This is a genomic window from Janthinobacterium sp. OK676 (assembly GCF_900103595.1).
Classification (GTDB): domain Bacteria; phylum Pseudomonadota; class Gammaproteobacteria; order Burkholderiales; family Burkholderiaceae_D; genus Janthinobacterium.
The window spans coordinates 1-16,631 of sequence record NZ_FNHA01000011.1 but is presented as its reverse complement, the minus strand read 5'-3'; the positions used below and the strand labels follow the sequence as shown (position 1 = coordinate 16,631).

Below are 16,631 nucleotides of genomic sequence, written 5' to 3'. Positions count from 1 at the left end.
ACCAAAAATACACGCTTTGTCACGCGCGGCGGCGTGAGTGCGAGCTCATCACATGAGCGGCAGCCCCCGCAGCAGCTTGTCCAGGGTCAGCGGATAGTCGCGCACCCTCACCCCCGTCGCGTTATAAACGGCATTGGCGACGGCGGCCGCCACGCCGCAGATCCCCAGTTCGCCCACGCCCTTGGCTTTCATGGGCGAGGACGTGGGGTCCGTTTCATCGAGAAAGATGACCTCCTGGTGCGGGATGTCGGCGTGCACGGGCACTTCGTAGCCGGCCAGGTCGTGGTTGACGAAAAAGCCGCGGCGCTGGTCGACCACCAGTTCTTCCATCAGGGCCGCGCCCACGCCCATGATCATGGCGCCGATGACCTGGCTGCGCGCCGCTTTCGGGTTCAGGATGCGGCCGGCCGCACACACGGCCAGCATGCGGCGCACGCGCACTTCGCCCGTGTCGCTGTCCACGCCCACTTCGACGAAATGGGCGCCGAACGTCGATTGCTGGAATTTTTTATCGAGGTCGCCGTATTCCATGTGGTCTTCCGCGACGACGTCGCCATGGTAGGCGGCGGCAGCGAGCGGCACGCTGCGCTCGCCCTGGCTCACCTGGCCATCGGAAAAGCGCGCCTCTTTCTCATCGAAGCCCAGCTTGCCGGCGATGGCCTGGCGCAGGCGCACGCAGGCCGCGTACACGCCGGCCGTCGAGCTGTTGCCGCCCCACTGTCCGCCCGAACCGGCCGAGACGGGGAAATCCGAATCGCCCAGGCGCACGAGCACCTTGTTCAAGGTCACGCCCAGCATTTCCGCAGCCGTCTGGGCGATGATGGTGTAGCTGCCCGTGCCGATGTCCGTCATGTCCGTTTCCACGGTCACGATGCCGTTGCCGTCCAGGCGCACACGGGCGGCGGACCGCATGACGAGGTTGTTGCGGAAGGCGGCCGCCACGCCCATGCCCACCAGCCAGCGGCCATCGCGCCGCGTGCCCGGCTGCGCCGATCTCTCCTTCCAGCCGAATTCCACGGCGCCCGTGCGCAGGCAATCGATCAGGCGGCGCTGGGAAAACGGCCTGCTTGGTTTTTCCGGGTCCACTTTCGTGTCGTTCAGGATGCGAAAGACGATGGGGTCCATTTTCAGTTTTTCCGCCATCTCGTCCATGGCGATTTCCAGCGCCATCATCCCCGGCGCCTCGCCCGGCGCGCGCATCGCGTTGCCTTCCGGCAAATCGAGCACGGCCAGGCGCATGGCCGTCATGCGGTTCGGCCCCGCATACAGCAGCCGCGTCTGCATCACGGCCGTTTCCGGCTGTCCTCCCTTGAGGTCGCCGGACCACGATTCATGGCCGATGGCCGTGATCTTGCCATCGCGCGTGGCGCCGATGCGCAGGCGCTGGATGGTGGCGGGCCGGTGCGTCGTGTTGTTGCTCATCAAGGGCCGCGCCAGGGCGACCTTGACGGGACGCTGCGCCGCGCGCGCACCGAGGGCCGCCAGCAAGGCTTCCGCGCGCACGAACAGCTTGCCGCCGAAACCGCCGCCGATGTAGGGCGAAACGATGCGCACCTTGTCCTTCGATATTCCCAAGGTGCGGGCCAGGTCGCCACGGCCCCAGTCCACCATCTGGTTCGCCGTCCACACCGTCACCTTGTCGCCTTCCCAAGCGGCAATCGAGGCGTGCGGCTCCATCATGGCGTGCGACTGGTCAGGTGTCGTGTAGGTGGCATCCAGGCGCACGGGAGCATGGGCATAGGCGCCGGCGAAATTGCCCGCGCGGCTGTCGGGCTTGCCCTCCTTCGGTTTGATCGCGCCGCCCTTGGCCCTGGCCAGGTCGAACACGCCCTGCTGCTCGACATATTTCACGTCGAGCAGCTGCGCGGCCGAGCGGGCTTGTTCGAAGGTTTCCGCCACCACCAAGGCGATGGCCTGGTGGTAGTGCTCGATCTCGGGCCCGCCCAGCAAGGTGGCCGTATTCATCTTGCCTTTGCCCAATTTCCCCGCCGACTCCGCCGTCACGACGGCCAGCACACCCGGCGCGCGCCGCGCCGCGCTCGTGTCGATCGAGGCAATGCGCCCCTTGGCGATGGCAGCGCCGACGACATGGCCATAGGCCGCATGCGGCGCGGCCTTGTTCTGTTCATATGCATACGGCGCCGTGCCCGTGGTTTTCAGGGGGCCGTCGATGCGGTCCGTGGGGCGGCCCACGATTTTCAGCTGGTCGATGGGATTGGTGGTCGCAGGTGTCGAAAATTTCATGGCCCTAGCCTTTCTTCGCTTGTGCTTGCGCCAGCACCGAGGCAATCGTGCGCTGCGCCAGGGTCGCCTTGAAGGCGTTGTCGTCAGTCGGCCTGGCGCCGGCCAGCAGGCGTTCGCTGACGGCGGCGGCGCCCTCGGGCAGCGCCTGTTCGGCGGCAAGCACTCGCCAAGGCTGCGGCGCGACGCCGCCCAGGGCCAGCCTGCCCGTGCCGTTCGGCAAGATGATGGCCGCCACGGATACGAGCGCGAACGCGTACGAGGCGCGGTCGCGCACCTTGCGGTAGACCTGCGTGCCGCCAGCGGGCGGGGGCAAGGTGACGCTGGTGATCAGTTCGCCCGGCTGCAGCACGGTTTCCACGTGCGGCGTGTTGCCCGGCAAGCAGTAAAAGTCGGCGATGGGGATGCTGCGCGTGCTGCCGTCGGCCCGCACCGTGTCGATGGCGGCGTCGAGCACGCGCATGGCCACGGCCATGTCGCTCGGGTGCGTGGCAATGCAGGCATCGCTGCCGCCCAGAATCGCCAGCGGCCGGCTGAAGCCGACTATGGCCGAGCAGCCGCTGCCCGGCACGCGCTTGTTGCAGGCCTGGTTCGTGTCGTAAAAGTAAGGGCAGCGCGTGCGCTGCAAGAGGTTGCCAGCCGTCGTCGCCTTGTTGCGCAATTGGGCAGAGGCGCCCGCCAGCAAGGCGCGCGACAGCACGCCATAGTCGCGCCGCACCGTGGCATGCGCGGCCAGCGCCGTGTTGCGCACGAGGGCGCCGATGCGCAAGCCGCCGTCCTTTGTTGCCTCCACTTTATCCAAGGCAAGGCCATTGACGTCGATCAGATGCGCGGGCGTTTCGATCTCCAGCTTCATCAGGTCGAGCAGATTCGTGCCGCCCGCGATGAAGCGGGCGCCCGGCGTGTTCACGGCGGCGGCCGCCGCTTCGGCCGGCGAGGCGGCCTTCTGGTAGCTGAATACCTTCATGCCGGCCTCCCCGCCACGTCGGTGATGGCCTCGATGATGTTGGAATAGGCGCCGCAGCGGCAGATGTTGCCGCTCATGCGTTCGCGCAGTTCTTCCGGCGTCGCCTGCGGGATCGCGGTCAAGTCCGCGCTGACGTGGCTGGGGATGCCCTGGCGGATTTCTCCCAGCGCGGCGACGGCCGAGCAGATCTGCCCCGGCGTGCAGTAGCCGCACTGGTAGCCGTCGTGCGCGATGAAGGCGGCCTGCATCGGATGCAGCTTCTCGGGCGTGCCCAGGCCCTCGATGGTGGTGACCCTGGCGCCGTCGTGCATCACGGCCAGGGTCAGGCAGGCATTGATGCGCTGGCCGTCGAGCATGACGGTGCAGGCGCCGCACTGGCCGTGGTCGCAACCCTTCTTGGTGCCCGTCAGCTGCAAGTGTTCGCGCAAGGCGTCGAGCAAGGTGGTGCGCGTGTCGAGTTCCAGGCTGTGGCGCCGGCCGTTGACGTCGAGGCTGACTTTCATCAGGACGGGTGGCGCCTGGCCGCTCGTGCTGACGGCCTGTGCCGCTCCCGGCAAGGCAGGCACGGCCGCCGCCGTGGCCGACAGCGCCCCGGCGATCAGCAAGCCGCGCCTGCCGGCATTGATGTGATTCGATTGCGTCATCTCGCGCTTCCTCCTGGCTGTGGACTGGCTGGGTGGGCGTATGCAGGCCCGAAGCAGCAGTCTGGCAGCCGGATTCCTGAGAGTCTGTACGCGAACGAACGTTCAGCCCCCTGTCGACAGGAACAGCGATGTATGGCGGCAATAAAATACATGGCAAACATGACGGCTTCGTGACATGCTTGCCATCAGTAAATTTCGCCATGCGGGACGTCGGGCGCGGCAGTGATTTCGGCTACACTGGCTGCTACTCTCCCATTCAGATGCCTGATGATCGAAAAGAATCTGCCCGAACTGGTCATGCTGAAGCGCCTCATCGACGACGGCGGCAGCCACCTGGAAGTGGCCGCGCCCTGCAGCATCGCCATGGATGGGCGCGAATTTCCCGTCTACACGATTGCGCTGGGCAATCCCAGCCCCGACGTGCCCGTGCTGGGCTTCTTTGGCGGCATCCACGGCTTGGAGCGCATCGGCACGCAAGTGTTGCTGTCTTTCCTGGAAAGCCTGATCGCGCGCCTGCGCTGGGATGCCACCTTGCACCAGCAGCTGGAAACCATGCGCCTCGTGTTCATGCCGCTGGTCAATCCCGGCGGCATGTGGCAAGCCACGCGCAGCAATCCGCGCGGCGTGGACCTGATGCGCAATGCGCCCTTGAGCGCACGCGAAAAAGTGCCGTTCATGCTGGGCGGACAGCGCTACAGCGCCCGCCTGCCCTGGTACCGCGGCGCATTTGACGCCCCGATGGAGCTGGAAAGCCAGGCCGTGTGCGACCTCGTCGAGCGCGAACTGCTGTCGCGCCAGTTCAGCATCGCCCTCGATTGCCATTCCGGTTTCGGCTTGCGCGACCGGATCTGGTTTCCCCACGCGCATACCAAGGTGCCCATAGCCCACCTGGCCGAGATCGGCGCGCTGGAAGAACTGTTCAGCCAGAGCTACCCCAACCACAACTATGTGTTCGAGCCGCAAAGCCGCCAATACCGCACGCATGGCGACCTGTGGGACTATCTCTACCTGAACGGCACCAGCTACAGCGGGCGCGTGTTCCTGCCCTTGACCCTGGAAATGGGCTCGTGGCGCTGGGTCAAGAAAAACCCGCGCCAGCTGTTCAACCGGGTCAGCCTCTTCAACCCCACGGCCGCGCACCGCCTGCAGCGCGTGCTGCGCCGGCATCTGGTGTGGTTCGATTTCCTCATGCGCGCCGCCAGCAGTCATGGCCGCTGGATGCCGGAAGGCTTGCTGCGCAAGGCGCAGCGCCGGCGCGCCCTGGCGCAATGGTATGAATCATGAGCGGATCGCCCACCTGGGTCCTGCTGCGCGGCCTGATGCGCGAACAGCGCCACTGGGGCAGCTTCCCCGCCACCCTCGCGCGCGCCCTGCCCGGCGCCAGCATCGTCACGCCAGACCTGCCCGGCAACGGCACGCGCCACGCGCAGGACAGCGCCACCCGCGTGGCCGACATGGTGGAAGCCTGCCGCCAGGAGCTGCAGACACGGGGCATCCCCGCACCCTACCACTTGCTCGCCCTGTCCCTGGGTGGCATGGTGGCCGTCGAATGGGCAAGCCGCTACCCGCAGGAAATCGCCCGCTGCGTGCTGATCAACACCAGCATGCGGCCGTTCAATCCGTTTTACCGGCGCCTGCGCTGGCAAAACTACGGCGCCCTGCTGCGCCAGCTGCTGCTGGGCGACGGTCGCAGCCAGGAAGCGCTGATCCTGCGTCTGACCAGCCAGCGGCATGCTGGCGGCAATCCCGCGCTGCTGGCCGACTGGCTCAGCTACCAGCAGCAATACCCGGTCAGCCGCCGCAACGCCCTGCGCCAGCTGCTGTCGGCCGCCCGCTACCGCGCGCCCGCCAGCCGCCCCGCCATGCCCGTGCTGGTGATGGCCGGCGCGCAAGACCAACTGGTCGACCACCGCTGCTCGCAACGCCTGGCGCGCGCCTGGCAGGCCGATTGTTTGATCCACGGCGACGCCGGCCACGACCTGCCGCTCGACGAGGGGCAATGGGTGGCGCAATCGGTGGCACGCTGGCTGGGCGTGGCAACGGCAGACGATAACAAGATAAACACGGCACAATCAATATGCAGATAAGCAACCATACAGAGCAACTGACAGCGCTGGTGGAAGCCGGCGTCCGCGCACAGATTTTTCCAGGCGCGGCCTGGGTCGTGGGCACCCTGGACGGCCACGCAATGGGCGCGGCCGGACGGCTCACGCCCGAACCGTCCAGCGCCGCGATGCAGGTCGACACCCTGTTCGACATCGCGTCGCTGACCAAGATCATCAGCGTGTGGTCGCTCATCGGCAGGCTGCTTAGCCAGAAACGCCTGGGCCTGGATACCCGGCTGGCCGACGCCTTGCCCGGCACGGCAGGCTACGCGCTGGCGCCGATCACGATTTTCCAGCTGCTCACGCACACGGCCGGCTTGCCGCTGCGCGCCCGCCTGCGCGCCAGCTATGGCGAGGTGTACGACGATATCGTGCACGGCGTGCTGCGCGAGCCGCTGGAAGGCATACCAGGTCAAGCCGTCGAATACACGGACCGCGCGGCCCTGATCCTCGGCCTGGTCATCGAGCGGCTGCTGGGCATGCCGCTGGACGTGGCACTTGCCGAGCACGTGCTGCAGCCGCTGGGCATGGCCGCCACGGGATATGGTCCGGTGGCGCCACGGCACGGCCAGCTGGTCGCGCCGACCGAATACTGCGACGAGGCAGGCGCCCACCTTGCCGGCACGGTGCATGACTTTTCGACCCGGCTGCTGGGCGGCGTGTGCGGCATTTCCGGCCTGTTTTCCAATGTGCCGAACTTGCAGCGTTTCCTGCGGGCGATGCTGATTCCGCATGCCGCGGTGTTCGAGGCCGATTGGGTGAGGGAATCGCTGAGGGTACAGACGGGCGAGCTGCAGCCCTCGCGCGGCCTGTTCTGGCACCCGGCGGCAGGCACCGGGCCACAAGACGACATCTGGTGCCACCTGGGCTTCACGGGCACGGCCATGTGGCTCAGCCCCCGGCGCGGCCGCTATGCCGTGCTGCTGACGAACAAGCTGTATTACACGCGCGAGTTCGACAGGATCAACGACATCCGGCGCGACTTCATGCGTTGCGCATTCGATCTCTGATTTTTACAGCCGCAGGCTGACGATCATCGCCAGCAGCAGCGCGCCGGCCGCCGCCAATAATGCGCTGTTGAAACTGTGCGACTGCGCATACAGGCTGCCGGCCAGCACGGGGCCGATGATCTGTCCGATGCCATACACCACCGTCATGATGGCCATCATGTTGGTGCCCGCCTTGACGGCGGCACGCTGCGCGGCCGGCATGGCGATGGTCACCGTGCCGACAAACGTGCCGCCGACGAGGATGGCGCTGAGCAGATAGCCGGCGGCCGTGGGCGCCAGCACGGGCAAGGCCACGCCCAGCGCCTGCAGCAGCAAATTCAGCCTCAGCGCCTGGCGCGTGCCAAGTCGCTCGTGCAGGCGGTGCCACAGGAAGCACGACGGCGCCGCCCCGAGGCCGAACACGGCCCACACGTGGGCGGAGTTCAGCCCGGGCAAGGCAGCGCCGACCAGCACGGGCAAATACGTGGCCGTGACGATATAACCAAATCCCGCCAGCCCGTAGATCAGCACGAGCGGCCACGGCGCGACGGGCGCCAGGATCGATGATGCGGCGGCTTGCGCCGGTGCAGCCAGGGTTGCCTGGCCACTGGCGGCAATGGCGGGTGCGGCCGCCAGCCCCGCCAGCGCGGTGACGCCGGCCAGCAGCAGCCACATGCCGGCGCTGTGCCAGCCCAGGCGCGAGGCCAGCACCAGCAATTCGGCCGACACGGCAATGCCGGCGCCCACGCCCGCATACAGCAGCGGCGCGCCGCGGCCATGCCCGCGCTGCACCAGCAGCCATAATGACGCGGCCACCATGGCCAGGGCGCTGAAGACGCCCGCCACGCCACGCACCGTCACGATGAGCCAGACGGGCATAGTCAAGGCCAGCACGCCCAGGCACAGCGCCGTGCCGGCCACCGACCACAGGCACAGCCGGTGCGCGCCGTGGGCGCGCACGCGCATGGACAGGATGGCGCCCAGCAAATAACCGGCGTAATTGGCCGATGCCGCCAGGCTGCCGTCGCGCAAGCTCAAGACGCCTTCCTCGACCATGTGCGGGTAGATGGCCGTAAAGGCGAAACGGCCGAAACCCATGCCGATGGCGAGGATGACGGCCGCGGCGATGGCCGCGCGCAACCTGGCCGCCGCGTTCATGGCGCCGCCTCGCCAACCTGCGCCAGCAGATGCTGGAAGGCGGGCACGTCGAACCCGGCGCGCCACACGAGCACCGTGTCGATCTCCCCTGCGGGCAGGGTTGTCAAGGTGGCCGGCGCGTCCGACAGCGCCAGCACGCTGGCCGGCAGCACGGTCACGCAGGCGCCGGCCGCCACGCAGGCGATCATCGTGTGATACGAACTCATTTCCTGCACCCGCCACTGCGTGCTGCCGGCCACGCCCAGCAGCTCTTCGGCGATGCCGCGGTAGGTGCAGCCCTGCGGGAAGGCCGCCAGCGAGCGCGTGCGCACGTCCGTGGCGCTGCGCGCCTGCCCTTCGCTGGCTGGCAGCAGCAAGCACAGTTCCTCGCGCCACACGGGCGTCGATGCCAGGCCCAGCTCCGCCAATGCGGCGGCGCCGCCGAACGCTGGCGGCAAGGCGACAAAAGCGCAGTCGAGCAAGCCCGTGCGCACTTGCTCGATCAGGGGGCGCGACGGCCCCGTGCTCAGCGCCAGGCGCGTCGCCGGATGGCGGGCGTGATACGCGGCCAGCAGGGCCGGCAGTCGGCTGGCCGCCGTGCTTTCCATGCTGCCCACGCGCAAGGTGCCGCCCTCGCGCCCGCCCGTGACGACGTGCCGCGCTTCTTCCGCCAGCGCCAGCAAACGCTGCGCATACTCGAGAAAGCGCTCGCCGGCCGCCGTCAGCGCCATGCGTTTATTCGTGCGCACGAACAGCTCGGCGCCGATATCGGCTTCCAGCTGCTGGATGCGCGTGGTGACGCTGGACGGCGCGCGCCCCAGCCTGGCTGCGGCCTGGGTGACGCTCAGTTCACTGGCCACGGCACAAAAGATCGTCAGGGATTCCATATCCATCGCGTTCTCTATTTGAAAATGATTATGCTATTATATTCTTCAAATACGAACATTGCACAATATCCTCAACTTTGTGAAGGAAGCATCATGACTTCAATCCAGCCCTTCCTCGACCGTCTCGGCTTGCAGTTACCCATCATCCAGGCGCCGATGGCCGGTATCTCCACGCCGCGCATGGCAGCCGCCGTGTCGAACGCGGGCGGCCTCGGTTCGCTGGCCATCGGCTCCGGCACGGTGGCGCAGGCGCGCCAGATGATCGTCGACACGTACGCGCTGACGGACCGTCCCTTCAATGTGAACGTGTTCTGCCATGCGCCGGCGGTGCGGGATGCGCGGCGCGAAGCGGCCTGGCTGGCCCACCTGGCGCCCCTGTTTGCCGAGCTGGGCGCGACCGCCCCCGCGGCGCTCGACGAAATCTACGAAACGTTCATCGGCAATGAGGCGGCATTCGAGCTGCTGCTGGAACAGCGTCCCGCCGTCGTCAGCTTCCATTTCGGCTTGCCGACGCCACCGCAGATTGCCGCCCTGCGCCAGGCCGGCATCTACACGCTGGCCACGGCCACGAATCTGCGCGAGGCGGTGCTGATCGAACAGGCGGGAGTCGACGCCATCGTGGCGCAGGGCCTGGAAGCGGGCGGCCATCGCGGGGTTTTCGATCCGCAAGCGCCGGACGAGCGCCACAGCACCAGCGTGCTGCTGCGCCTGCTGGCGGGCCGCACCGCCCTGCCCCTGATCGCCGCCGGCGGCATCATGGATGGACAAGGCATCCGCGCCGCGCTGGACCTGGGCGCCGCAGCCGCCCAGCTGGGCACGGCGTTCCTGCTATGTCCGGAATCGTCGGCCAACGCGGGCTACCGCGCCAACCTGAAAAGCGAACGGGCGGCGGCCACGCGCCTGACCAGCGTGCTCTCGGGCCGCCTGGCGCGCGGCATGGTGAACCGTCTGATCGAACACGGCGAAGCGCCGGGTAGCCCGCCGCCAGCCGACTACCCCGTCGCCTACGACGCCGCCAAACAATTGAACGCGCTGGCCAGCCAGCACGGCAACAGCGAATTTGCCGCACAGTGGGCCGGCCAGGGCGCGCCGCTGGCGCGGGAAATGGGGGCGGGGGAACTGGTGCTGACCCTGGCCAGGGAAATGACGCGCTGATGTCAGGATGCCGCTGACATGCGTGCGGCCAGGACAACGCAACCCCTGGCCGCATGCGATCTTGGCTCGACGCTGCGATCGCAATGCAGTGTCCGCTTTTGGCCCCGAAGCGGACATGCGAGGATCAGGTGATCGGCGATTCTGTCGACCGCCGTCACTTTGCCTACGGCCGAAATATCGTGAAGGTCTCCGAATGCTGGTTCACTGACCGTATTCGCGCTGCTGAGCTCGGAAGTTATCGGCCGGCACGACAGAGAGCGCCGGTGCACTGCATGGAATTGTAGTCAAGCACCGTGGAATGACCCAGTTTACCCGCCGGAACTGGCACTCCCTTCGGCACAATAAAAGTCGCCGAGTGTGCACCGTATAAGCCGGCTGGCAGCTCAAACCCTTTCAACACAACGTAACCGTTATGAATTTCGCGCGTCGGGAGCGGGTTTCCGCCCGCGACTGGCGGAGTGTCGGCAGACGCCGCCTTCCTGGTGGCCGCGTCCCAGGCACGGACATCGGCTGCTGTCGCCACCCGCAGGATGCTTTTGCGTACTGCATCCGCCAGTCCGGCAGGTCCGGCCAAAACTGCCTTTTGATCGCGAAACGAATCCGGTGTCACATCGGCCGATGTAAGGAGCGCAGTTTGATGATCAAAGGGCTCGCCGATCACGACTTTGCCCTTTCTCGACAAATATACCTTGTCGACAGCCCGCCCGAACACGCGTCGGGCCAGTGGATTGAGTCCGTCCAATTGATCGGCTTTTATATAAAAATGACCGCATGGACCTCGGTTGTCGTAGGTGCTGTTGATGATTGGCGTGTCCTTGGGCAGACCAGCCACCGCTTGCCGGTGGTAGCCGCTCACGAGAACGCCGACAATTTCGGTCCCGCGGGTCCACCCGATGTTCCATACGGTAGGCTCGTATGCCCCCAGCATCAGGATGACGGGCTTGTTGCTCGAGTTGACCAAGGCATCAATTCGTGTGGCTTCGTGCCCGGACTGATCGATCTGGAAATCGGTAGGCCGACCGCCGTATTCGCCAGCAGCGAAAACAGCAAAGTCGGCCGGGAGTGGCGACGTGAACGCGCACGTCGCCGATGCCATGTCGCTAGTCGAAAACTCGAACCGTTTGAGGTTTTGGGCCGTTGCTCCTGCCACGGCACTCGCCAACGCGATCGCCATTCCGAACCGTGCCAGCGTGACCATATTTGGTTTCAACACAGAAAACTCCTCATCTTGCATCTACAAATGGACTATGCTCGGTTTTTTCGATTGGTCCAAGGTCAGGTATTGGCCGGACTCGACCGTCCGGCACAGTATAGTAGGTTGCTCGGCGGCAAAATTCACGAACTGTCACAGAGGGCCGATCCCGCCCCAGAGTGTGTGAAAACGCACCCCGATGTAAACGAGATTTTTTCTGAAGCGTTAATAGCTCATTTGACGTAATCAGGAGAGCAGGATGAAGCGTTTTGTCGAGGGAACCGACCGCAGCCAGAGTATTCTCTTTCCCGAGCATCTGGATGACTACGTTGCTGAGGACAATATCGTTCGGATTGTAGAGGCATTCATTGAAACGCTTGATCTCAGGACCCTTGACTTTGCCGGTGCCGACCCGGCACGCACCGGTCGACCGTCCTACCATCCTGCAGTTCTCCTTGGGATTTACATCTATGGTTACCTCAATCGAATCCAGTCCAGCCGCCGCCTGGAGCGTGAGGCGCAGCGTAATGTCGAACTGATGTGGTTGACCGGGAGGCTATCTCCCGACTTTAAAACCATTGCTGACTTTCGCAAAGATAACGGCCCCTCCATCTGCAAAGTGTGCCGCCAATTCGTGCAGGTATGTCGCAGGCTTGATGTTTTCTCGGACAGCAGCGTGGCAATCGATGGCAGCAAGTTCAAAGCGGTAAATAATCGCGACCGAAACTTCACCAACAACAAGCTGGAAGCCCGCATTGAGCAGATCGAGGAAAGCATCAAGCGCTACATGGACGAGCTTGATCGCGCCGACCGTGATCCTGCGCTTGTCCCCGCAACTCGCGTGATGCGTATTAAAGAAAAAATCGCAGGTCTGAAAGAACAGATCGAAAGCCTGGGTGAGCTCGACAAGAAATTGAAGCAGACGCCAGATCAGCAGATTTCGCTGACTGATCCTGATGCACGCTCGATGTCGACCAGCGGACGCGGAACCGCCACCGTCGGATACAACGTGCAATCTGCCGTCGACACAAAGCACCACTTGATCGTGGCGCATGAAGTCACCAACATAGGAAATGATCGCGCCCAGCTGGCGTCAATGGCAAAGCAAGCCAATGAGGTGATCGGTCTGAAGCATCTAGAGGTGTACGCTGATCGCGGCTATTACAGCGGTCCCGAAATTTTGGCGTGCGAGGAATCGGGGATGGTGCCATTAGTTCCTAAACCGCTCACTTCGGGCAATCGTGCAAAGGGGCTATTCGATAAACGCGACTTCCGATATCTGCCCGAGAGCGACGAGTTCCAATGTCCTGCTGGAGAACGCGCAATCCGACGATTCAGCACGCTAGAAAAAGGGCTGCTGTTTTACAAATACTGGTCGTCATCTTGTCCCAAGTGCCTGATGAAATCTCAGTGCACCACCGGCGCAAATCGCCGTATCGCCCGCTGGGAGCACGAAGACGTCCTCGATAGGATGAGCAAGCGGATAGCTGAGCACGGAGACGTCGCGAGAATCAGGCGGCAAACAGTCGAACATCCGTTCGGTACGTTAAAAGCTTGGATGGGTGCTACACATTTTTTAACTCGAACGTTACCGCGCGTGAAAACAGAGATGAGCTTACATGTTCTAGCCTACAACTTGAAACGCATGGTGAACATCATGGGAAATCAGGGGCTGAAAGCGGCGTTGTTGAGGGCGTGAGCCCTTTTTAACTTCAACTCGCGCGTCGGGGAAAATCGGGGGCTTGCACGGAGCGGCCGCTCCCGATACAAAAACTCGGGTTTTCACACAGCCTAGCCCCAATGCGGACGCTGGCCACTATTGCGGATCATCAGGTATTGGGATCTGGTCACGAAGGTGCCAGCGTCGAATGATACCGAGTAGAGCCACGTTGATCACTCCGATCTCCTGCCGATAAGACAGGTGGAATTGTGCTACTAACGTGGGTCAGATTCCGTTGCAAATTCGTGGGGAAAGTGGGTCAATTTTCAGTGCAACTTAACACACAAAATACCTCTGCAACCTCGGTTTGGAGAAACCACTCGTCTGATTGCATTACGACTTCACCAGCTCCGAATGCGAGCCGTGTGCCATCTGGATAATTGAGGCTTGGGCTTTCCTTGTAGCCTCTATGGTGGCGCCCGGTCGCCTCTCGGCGTTCCAGCATGCACGTGATTTCGCCGCCAGCGACCTGCACATAGTTTCCTTTGTCATCGCTCAATACGGCAAATGAGCTTGGACCGAAGCTCCGGAGGCGCGCAATCGTATCTCTGATCTTTTTTTTCACCGGGCTGCAGAATCGGGGGCTTTTTTTCAACCTCAAACTTAATCATGCCTGCGCTCTTTGTGGTTAGGTCCTCGATTTCCAGGCTGGCGCCGCCCTGAAGCGAAAGGGCGGCATTTTCGTGGATGCGTGGCCGTTTCGCAGCGGGGAATCAGTACCATTGAAAATTGCAATTATTGAAATACCCCCCTCCTTCTACTGTGTCACGAGCTGTGCAGAAGCGCTGCCTTCGGGGATAATCAAGGCAAAATCGTAGCCGTTGATCAGGTTGAACATTTCAATATCGCCCCCCGCCAGTTTGCGCGAGCCTGGCCGCAGTGACCGCAGATCAAATAGAGACCAACTGCCGTCGGTGGCGCCTGCACTGGCCAGCAGTTTGAAGGCCGAGCTGTCAAGTTTGATTGGTGCCGGCTGATATGGCTTGCCCGCTCCCGCAAATCTCAGTTGCGTACCCTTCGCCGCCATCACGATCAGGTGCAGCGTGGTATGGCCCTGGCCTTCGGCGCGTTCAGCCAGAAAGTTGCCAATGTCACGATTGTTGAGTGGATTAATGCCCTTGTATGCGTGATTTGCGCCGACCTTGACCACCAGCTTTTGCTCTTGCATGCCGAGCCGGGTTTCCAGGGTCCGCTTTAACAGCGTCAAACGTAAGCGGTTGGATAGGTCGCGATCGCCGGGCACTTGAGAGGCACTTTTCTGATAGATGGCGCGTGTGGCCAGCAATGCATCGAGCAGGCCTAGCGCGGTTTGTTCTTTGGGGCCGGCAAGTAGCGGGCGCAACGAGGTCAGTTCCTCGCTTGAGGCCGACAGCATAAAGTACTCTAAGGGATTGCCGGTGGCCACCGCCTTTTGAGACGCGGCAGCTTCCATTTGACGCAAGGCTTCCAGTTTCGCGCGGGCGGCCGGATTAACCGGCTGGGCCAGCATCAGGGTGATCAGGTATTTGGCCGCACCCACGAATTCCTGATCGATGCCCCAGTGCTGGAAGCGCGGTCCTGCGGCCAGGGCAAAGCCGGCGAGCATCTCCGCTTCCTGGCGCATGGTGTAGAAAGCAACGGAGTCCGGATAGATGGCGTCGAATCTGGCGATAGCAGCAACCGCGTCGGCACCCTTGAGTATCCCTTCGAGCGCACTCGTCACGGCTGGACCATTTTCTGTGACCAAGGTCGTGAAGCCGGCAGGGGGCAAGGCATTGAAGTAGGCGGATGAGAACTGGGCGATCTCGGCGACACCATGATCCTCGCCGAGGAGGACGTACTGCGCCTGGCGCGAAGCCTGCAGCAGCAGTGCCGCACCGGGTCCCGATAACGTGCCTTTGTCAAGAGTGATAGCGAGCCGGCTGGCTGTGAGTTTTTCAAGGACGGCGGTATCGGCGACGGCAGTATCGGCGAAGCCGAGCGTCAGGGTGGCGGCAAGGAAGGCGAGACGGAAGAACATGGTAGTGTGGGCCGATCAGGGAGGTCAGTGAATGAGTCAACAGTTTAAACTGTCGCCAGGAAGGCCGGCTTCTGGCCAATCTCAGCCATACAGTGTACGGCAACTGTCGCCCCCAGAGTAGGAAAGAGCGCTACATGTTTAATCGTGCAAAACAATCTGAACTTCGATGCTTCGCGTTGTCGCAAGCGCGCGGAGAAAGGTGCGGAGCATTCGAATCTCATCTTCATCTCCAATCGCGCCGCTGGCACTTGGCAGGCCACTCACTAACACCCGCGCAGCTAATGCAAACTCGCTGGAATTACAGAGCAGATCTTGAAGGAAGACCCAAGTTATTTCCCTATCGATTGGCACGCCAAAAGCGACCGCAACGGATTGACGAACGAACAATGCATTCTTCGCGTAGGTAATATCTATCGTTACTTGCTTGTTGCACATATCTGTCGAGTCCATCATGGCCGGGGGTAGCTTTAACGCAGCCCCCGCTTCTGGCCGCTTGCAGCAGGCACTGGTGCAACGGCGATTGAGGTCAGATTTCCAAAGGCTTGCCCTCGATCAGTATGCGTAATCGTTCACCTGAAAATCCAGCCAGGTGACTTCCGTAAATAGCCGTGCCGATAGACTCATAATATATGGAATCGCTGGCCTCGATAGAAACGATCACACCCGATTTTTCGGGACACATTTTGTCAAGAGCTCCCGCAACATCACTTGTTGAACGTAGTTTTACGCCATTCAAGTCCACGCCGTCATTATCAAAAATTTGCAAAACAATTATCTTGTCCACAATCGTTGCTCCAGAAATTCAAAGAAGCGATGCTTCAATTCTTACATTGGTGAACGGGAGTTTCTGGCCGGTTGCCGTCGCTGGCAGGTTCCGCCCACAAGAGACATACGATTTGCTCCGCAACCGACGTTCTGCGTTCGCTTGAATGACTAGTCAGGCGAACGCATTGAATTGCATGCCGGGCGAATCTTCAGGTCGTGAGGAAAATCCAAGTTTTTCGTAGAATATCGACTTGCCTTTGGCGCTGAAAAGCTGAACATCTGAAATGCCGGCGTCGCGGCAATCGTCAAGAATTGAACTGAGCAAAGCTGCTCCGATTCCTCGATGCTGAAATTCGGGGTGAACAATCATCTCGGTCACAAACGCGTGCAAGCAACCATCCGAAATGACACGCACAAAACCAACAAGTTGGCCGCCAAAATAGGCTGATCGCGAACGCCAAGAGCCGTCAAGTGAATCTTGATAGAACGCGGTCTTACGTGAAATTGGCCCCCAGCCAGTCGTGTCGTACAGTGCCTTAAACGCCTCGGCGCATGGCTGATCGGATGTGTAGTTAATACTCATAGACTCGATTGCATAATACGGTTCCCCTGGAGATTGCCACGGCGTCAGCGAATTTGGCCTCCGCTCGACTGACTGAAAGTAGTCGCCAGCGCCCCGAGAGCATAGCGAAAAGCCACGCGAGAAAAGTCACCTATTGTCACGTCAACGTGAATGTCCGTATATGGACTCCTCCTCGTTTGCAAACATTCCGTCTTTGGCTTTTAGGTACGACTGCTCACGTATATTCGGTCTCTAACTGCTTTGCCCA

15 protein-coding genes are annotated in these 16,631 nt (G+C 62.6%); 5 read left to right on the top strand and 10 right to left on the bottom strand.

Going from position 1 to position 16,631, the window contains the following annotated elements:
- Window positions 1–48: 48 nt before the first annotated feature.
- Genes paoC through paoA form a run of 3 tightly spaced genes read right to left on the bottom strand, consistent with a single transcriptional unit; the run spans window position 49 to window position 3,852 of the window.
- The gene (gene paoC, locus BLU39_RS20320) at window positions 49–2,244 is read right to left on the bottom strand and encodes an aldehyde oxidoreductase molybdenum-binding subunit PaoC (RefSeq protein ID WP_092716259.1); all 2,196 of its coding nucleotides are present in this window, start codon (window positions 2,242–2,244) and stop codon (window positions 49–51) included.
- Window positions 2,245–2,248: 4 nt separating this feature from the next.
- Window positions 2,249–3,208 (bottom strand): FAD binding domain-containing protein, encoded by a 960-nt coding sequence (locus tag BLU39_RS20315; protein WP_092716257.1) that lies wholly within the window; start codon window positions 3,206–3,208, stop codon window positions 2,249–2,251.
- Window positions 3,205–3,852: an aldehyde dehydrogenase iron-sulfur subunit PaoA gene (paoA, locus tag BLU39_RS20310; RefSeq protein WP_092716254.1), complete on the bottom strand. Its 648-nt coding sequence runs from the start codon at window positions 3,850–3,852 to the stop codon at window positions 3,205–3,207. Before paoA ends, BLU39_RS20315 begins: the two co-directional genes overlap by 4 nt.
- A gap of 267 nt (window positions 3,853–4,119) precedes the next feature.
- On the opposite strand from paoA, the gene BLU39_RS20305 reads away from it, so the two are divergent.
- From BLU39_RS20305 to BLU39_RS20295, 3 genes are read left to right on the top strand one after another with little or no spacing between them, the layout of a single operon-like run.
- Window positions 4,120–5,136: a M14 family zinc carboxypeptidase gene (locus tag BLU39_RS20305; protein ID WP_092716252.1), complete on the top strand. Its 1,017-nt coding sequence runs from the start codon at window positions 4,120–4,122 to the stop codon at window positions 5,134–5,136.
- Window positions 5,133–5,939: an alpha/beta fold hydrolase gene (locus BLU39_RS20300; RefSeq protein ID WP_092716250.1), complete on the top strand. Its 807-nt coding sequence runs from the start codon at window positions 5,133–5,135 to the stop codon at window positions 5,937–5,939. The genes BLU39_RS20305 and BLU39_RS20300 overlap by 4 nt, the downstream gene beginning before the upstream one ends.
- The gene (locus tag BLU39_RS20295; RefSeq protein WP_092716247.1) at window positions 5,930–6,967 is read left to right on the top strand and encodes a serine hydrolase domain-containing protein; all 1,038 of its coding nucleotides are present in this window, start codon (window positions 5,930–5,932) and stop codon (window positions 6,965–6,967) included. Before BLU39_RS20300 ends, BLU39_RS20295 begins: the two co-directional genes overlap by 10 nt.
- 3 nt (window positions 6,968–6,970) lie before the next feature.
- On the opposite strand, the gene BLU39_RS20290 is transcribed toward BLU39_RS20295, so the two are convergent.
- Both BLU39_RS20290 and BLU39_RS20285 read right to left on the bottom strand, forming a co-directional pair.
- Window positions 6,971–8,104, bottom strand: a complete 1,134-nt coding sequence (locus BLU39_RS20290; protein ID WP_092716245.1) for a YbfB/YjiJ family MFS transporter — start codon at window positions 8,102–8,104, stop codon at window positions 6,971–6,973.
- Complete coding sequence (locus tag BLU39_RS20285; protein WP_092716243.1) at window positions 8,101–8,976, bottom strand: LysR family transcriptional regulator; 876 nt, start codon at window positions 8,974–8,976, stop codon at window positions 8,101–8,103. Before BLU39_RS20285 ends, BLU39_RS20290 begins: the two co-directional genes overlap by 4 nt.
- 87 nt (window positions 8,977–9,063) lie before the next feature.
- On the opposite strand from BLU39_RS20285, the gene BLU39_RS20280 reads away from it, so the two are divergent.
- On the top strand, window positions 9,064–10,125 hold the full coding sequence (locus tag BLU39_RS20280) for an NAD(P)H-dependent flavin oxidoreductase (protein ID WP_092716241.1): 1,062 nt from the start codon (window positions 9,064–9,066) through the stop codon (window positions 10,123–10,125).
- Between the two features lie 235 nt (window positions 10,126–10,360).
- Here the strand turns inward: BLU39_RS20280 and BLU39_RS20275 are convergent, their stop codons facing one another.
- Window positions 10,361–11,338: a hypothetical protein gene (locus BLU39_RS20275; RefSeq protein WP_254789022.1), complete on the bottom strand. Its 978-nt coding sequence runs from the start codon at window positions 11,336–11,338 to the stop codon at window positions 10,361–10,363.
- A gap of 238 nt (window positions 11,339–11,576) precedes the next feature.
- On the opposite strand from BLU39_RS20275, the gene BLU39_RS20270 reads away from it, so the two are divergent.
- Window positions 11,577–13,016, top strand: a complete 1,440-nt coding sequence (locus BLU39_RS20270) for an IS1182 family transposase (protein ID WP_092716237.1) — start codon at window positions 11,577–11,579, stop codon at window positions 13,014–13,016.
- 778 nt (window positions 13,017–13,794) lie between these two features.
- On the opposite strand, the gene BLU39_RS20260 is transcribed toward BLU39_RS20270, so the two are convergent.
- The 4 genes from BLU39_RS20260 to BLU39_RS20250 form a co-directional block, all read right to left on the bottom strand.
- Window positions 13,795–15,036, bottom strand: coding sequence for a hypothetical protein (locus BLU39_RS20260; RefSeq protein WP_092716233.1), 1,242 nt, complete (start codon window positions 15,034–15,036; stop codon window positions 13,795–13,797).
- Between the two features lie 138 nt (window positions 15,037–15,174).
- Window positions 15,175–15,489 carry a hypothetical protein gene (locus BLU39_RS20255; RefSeq protein WP_092716230.1) on the bottom strand — a complete coding sequence of 105 codons (315 nt, stop codon included), beginning with the start codon at window positions 15,487–15,489 and terminating at the stop codon, window positions 15,175–15,177.
- Window positions 15,490–15,562: 73 nt separating this feature from the next.
- Window positions 15,563–15,820, bottom strand: coding sequence for a hypothetical protein (locus BLU39_RS28340; RefSeq protein ID WP_139178402.1), 258 nt, complete (start codon window positions 15,818–15,820; stop codon window positions 15,563–15,565).
- Between the two features lie 153 nt (window positions 15,821–15,973).
- Window positions 15,974–16,384, bottom strand: coding sequence for a GNAT family N-acetyltransferase (locus BLU39_RS20250; RefSeq protein WP_092716228.1), 411 nt, complete (start codon window positions 16,382–16,384; stop codon window positions 15,974–15,976).
- Window positions 16,385–16,631 lie beyond the last annotated feature (247 nt).

Coding starts and splice junctions, on each gene's coding strand:
- paoC (WP_092716259.1), bottom strand. CDS start 2,244: ATGAAATTTTCGACACCTGCGACCACCAATCCCATCGACCAGCTGAAA.
- BLU39_RS20315 (WP_092716257.1), bottom strand. CDS start 3,208: ATGAAGGTATTCAGCTACCAGAAGGCCGCCTCGCCGGCCGAAGCGGCG.
- paoA (WP_092716254.1), bottom strand. CDS start 3,852: ATGACGCAATCGAATCACATCAATGCCGGCAGGCGCGGCTTGCTGATC.
- BLU39_RS20305 (WP_092716252.1), top strand. CDS start 4,120: ATGATCGAAAAGAATCTGCCCGAACTGGTCATGCTGAAGCGCCTCATC.
- BLU39_RS20300 (WP_092716250.1), top strand. CDS start 5,133: ATGAGCGGATCGCCCACCTGGGTCCTGCTGCGCGGCCTGATGCGCGAA.
- BLU39_RS20295 (WP_092716247.1), top strand. CDS start 5,930: ATGCAGATAAGCAACCATACAGAGCAACTGACAGCGCTGGTGGAAGCC.
- BLU39_RS20290 (WP_092716245.1), bottom strand. CDS start 8,104: ATGAACGCGGCGGCCAGGTTGCGCGCGGCCATCGCCGCGGCCGTCATC.
- BLU39_RS20285 (WP_092716243.1), bottom strand. CDS start 8,976: ATGGATATGGAATCCCTGACGATCTTTTGTGCCGTGGCCAGTGAACTG.
- BLU39_RS20280 (WP_092716241.1), top strand. CDS start 9,064: ATGACTTCAATCCAGCCCTTCCTCGACCGTCTCGGCTTGCAGTTACCC.
- BLU39_RS20270 (WP_092716237.1), top strand. CDS start 11,577: ATGAAGCGTTTTGTCGAGGGAACCGACCGCAGCCAGAGTATTCTCTTT.
- BLU39_RS20260 (WP_092716233.1), bottom strand. CDS start 15,036: ATGTTCTTCCGTCTCGCCTTCCTTGCCGCCACCCTGACGCTCGGCTTC.
- BLU39_RS20255 (WP_092716230.1), bottom strand. CDS start 15,489: ATGATGGACTCGACAGATATGTGCAACAAGCAAGTAACGATAGATATT.
- BLU39_RS20250 (WP_092716228.1), bottom strand. CDS start 16,384: ATGAGTATTAACTACACATCCGATCAGCCATGCGCCGAGGCGTTTAAG.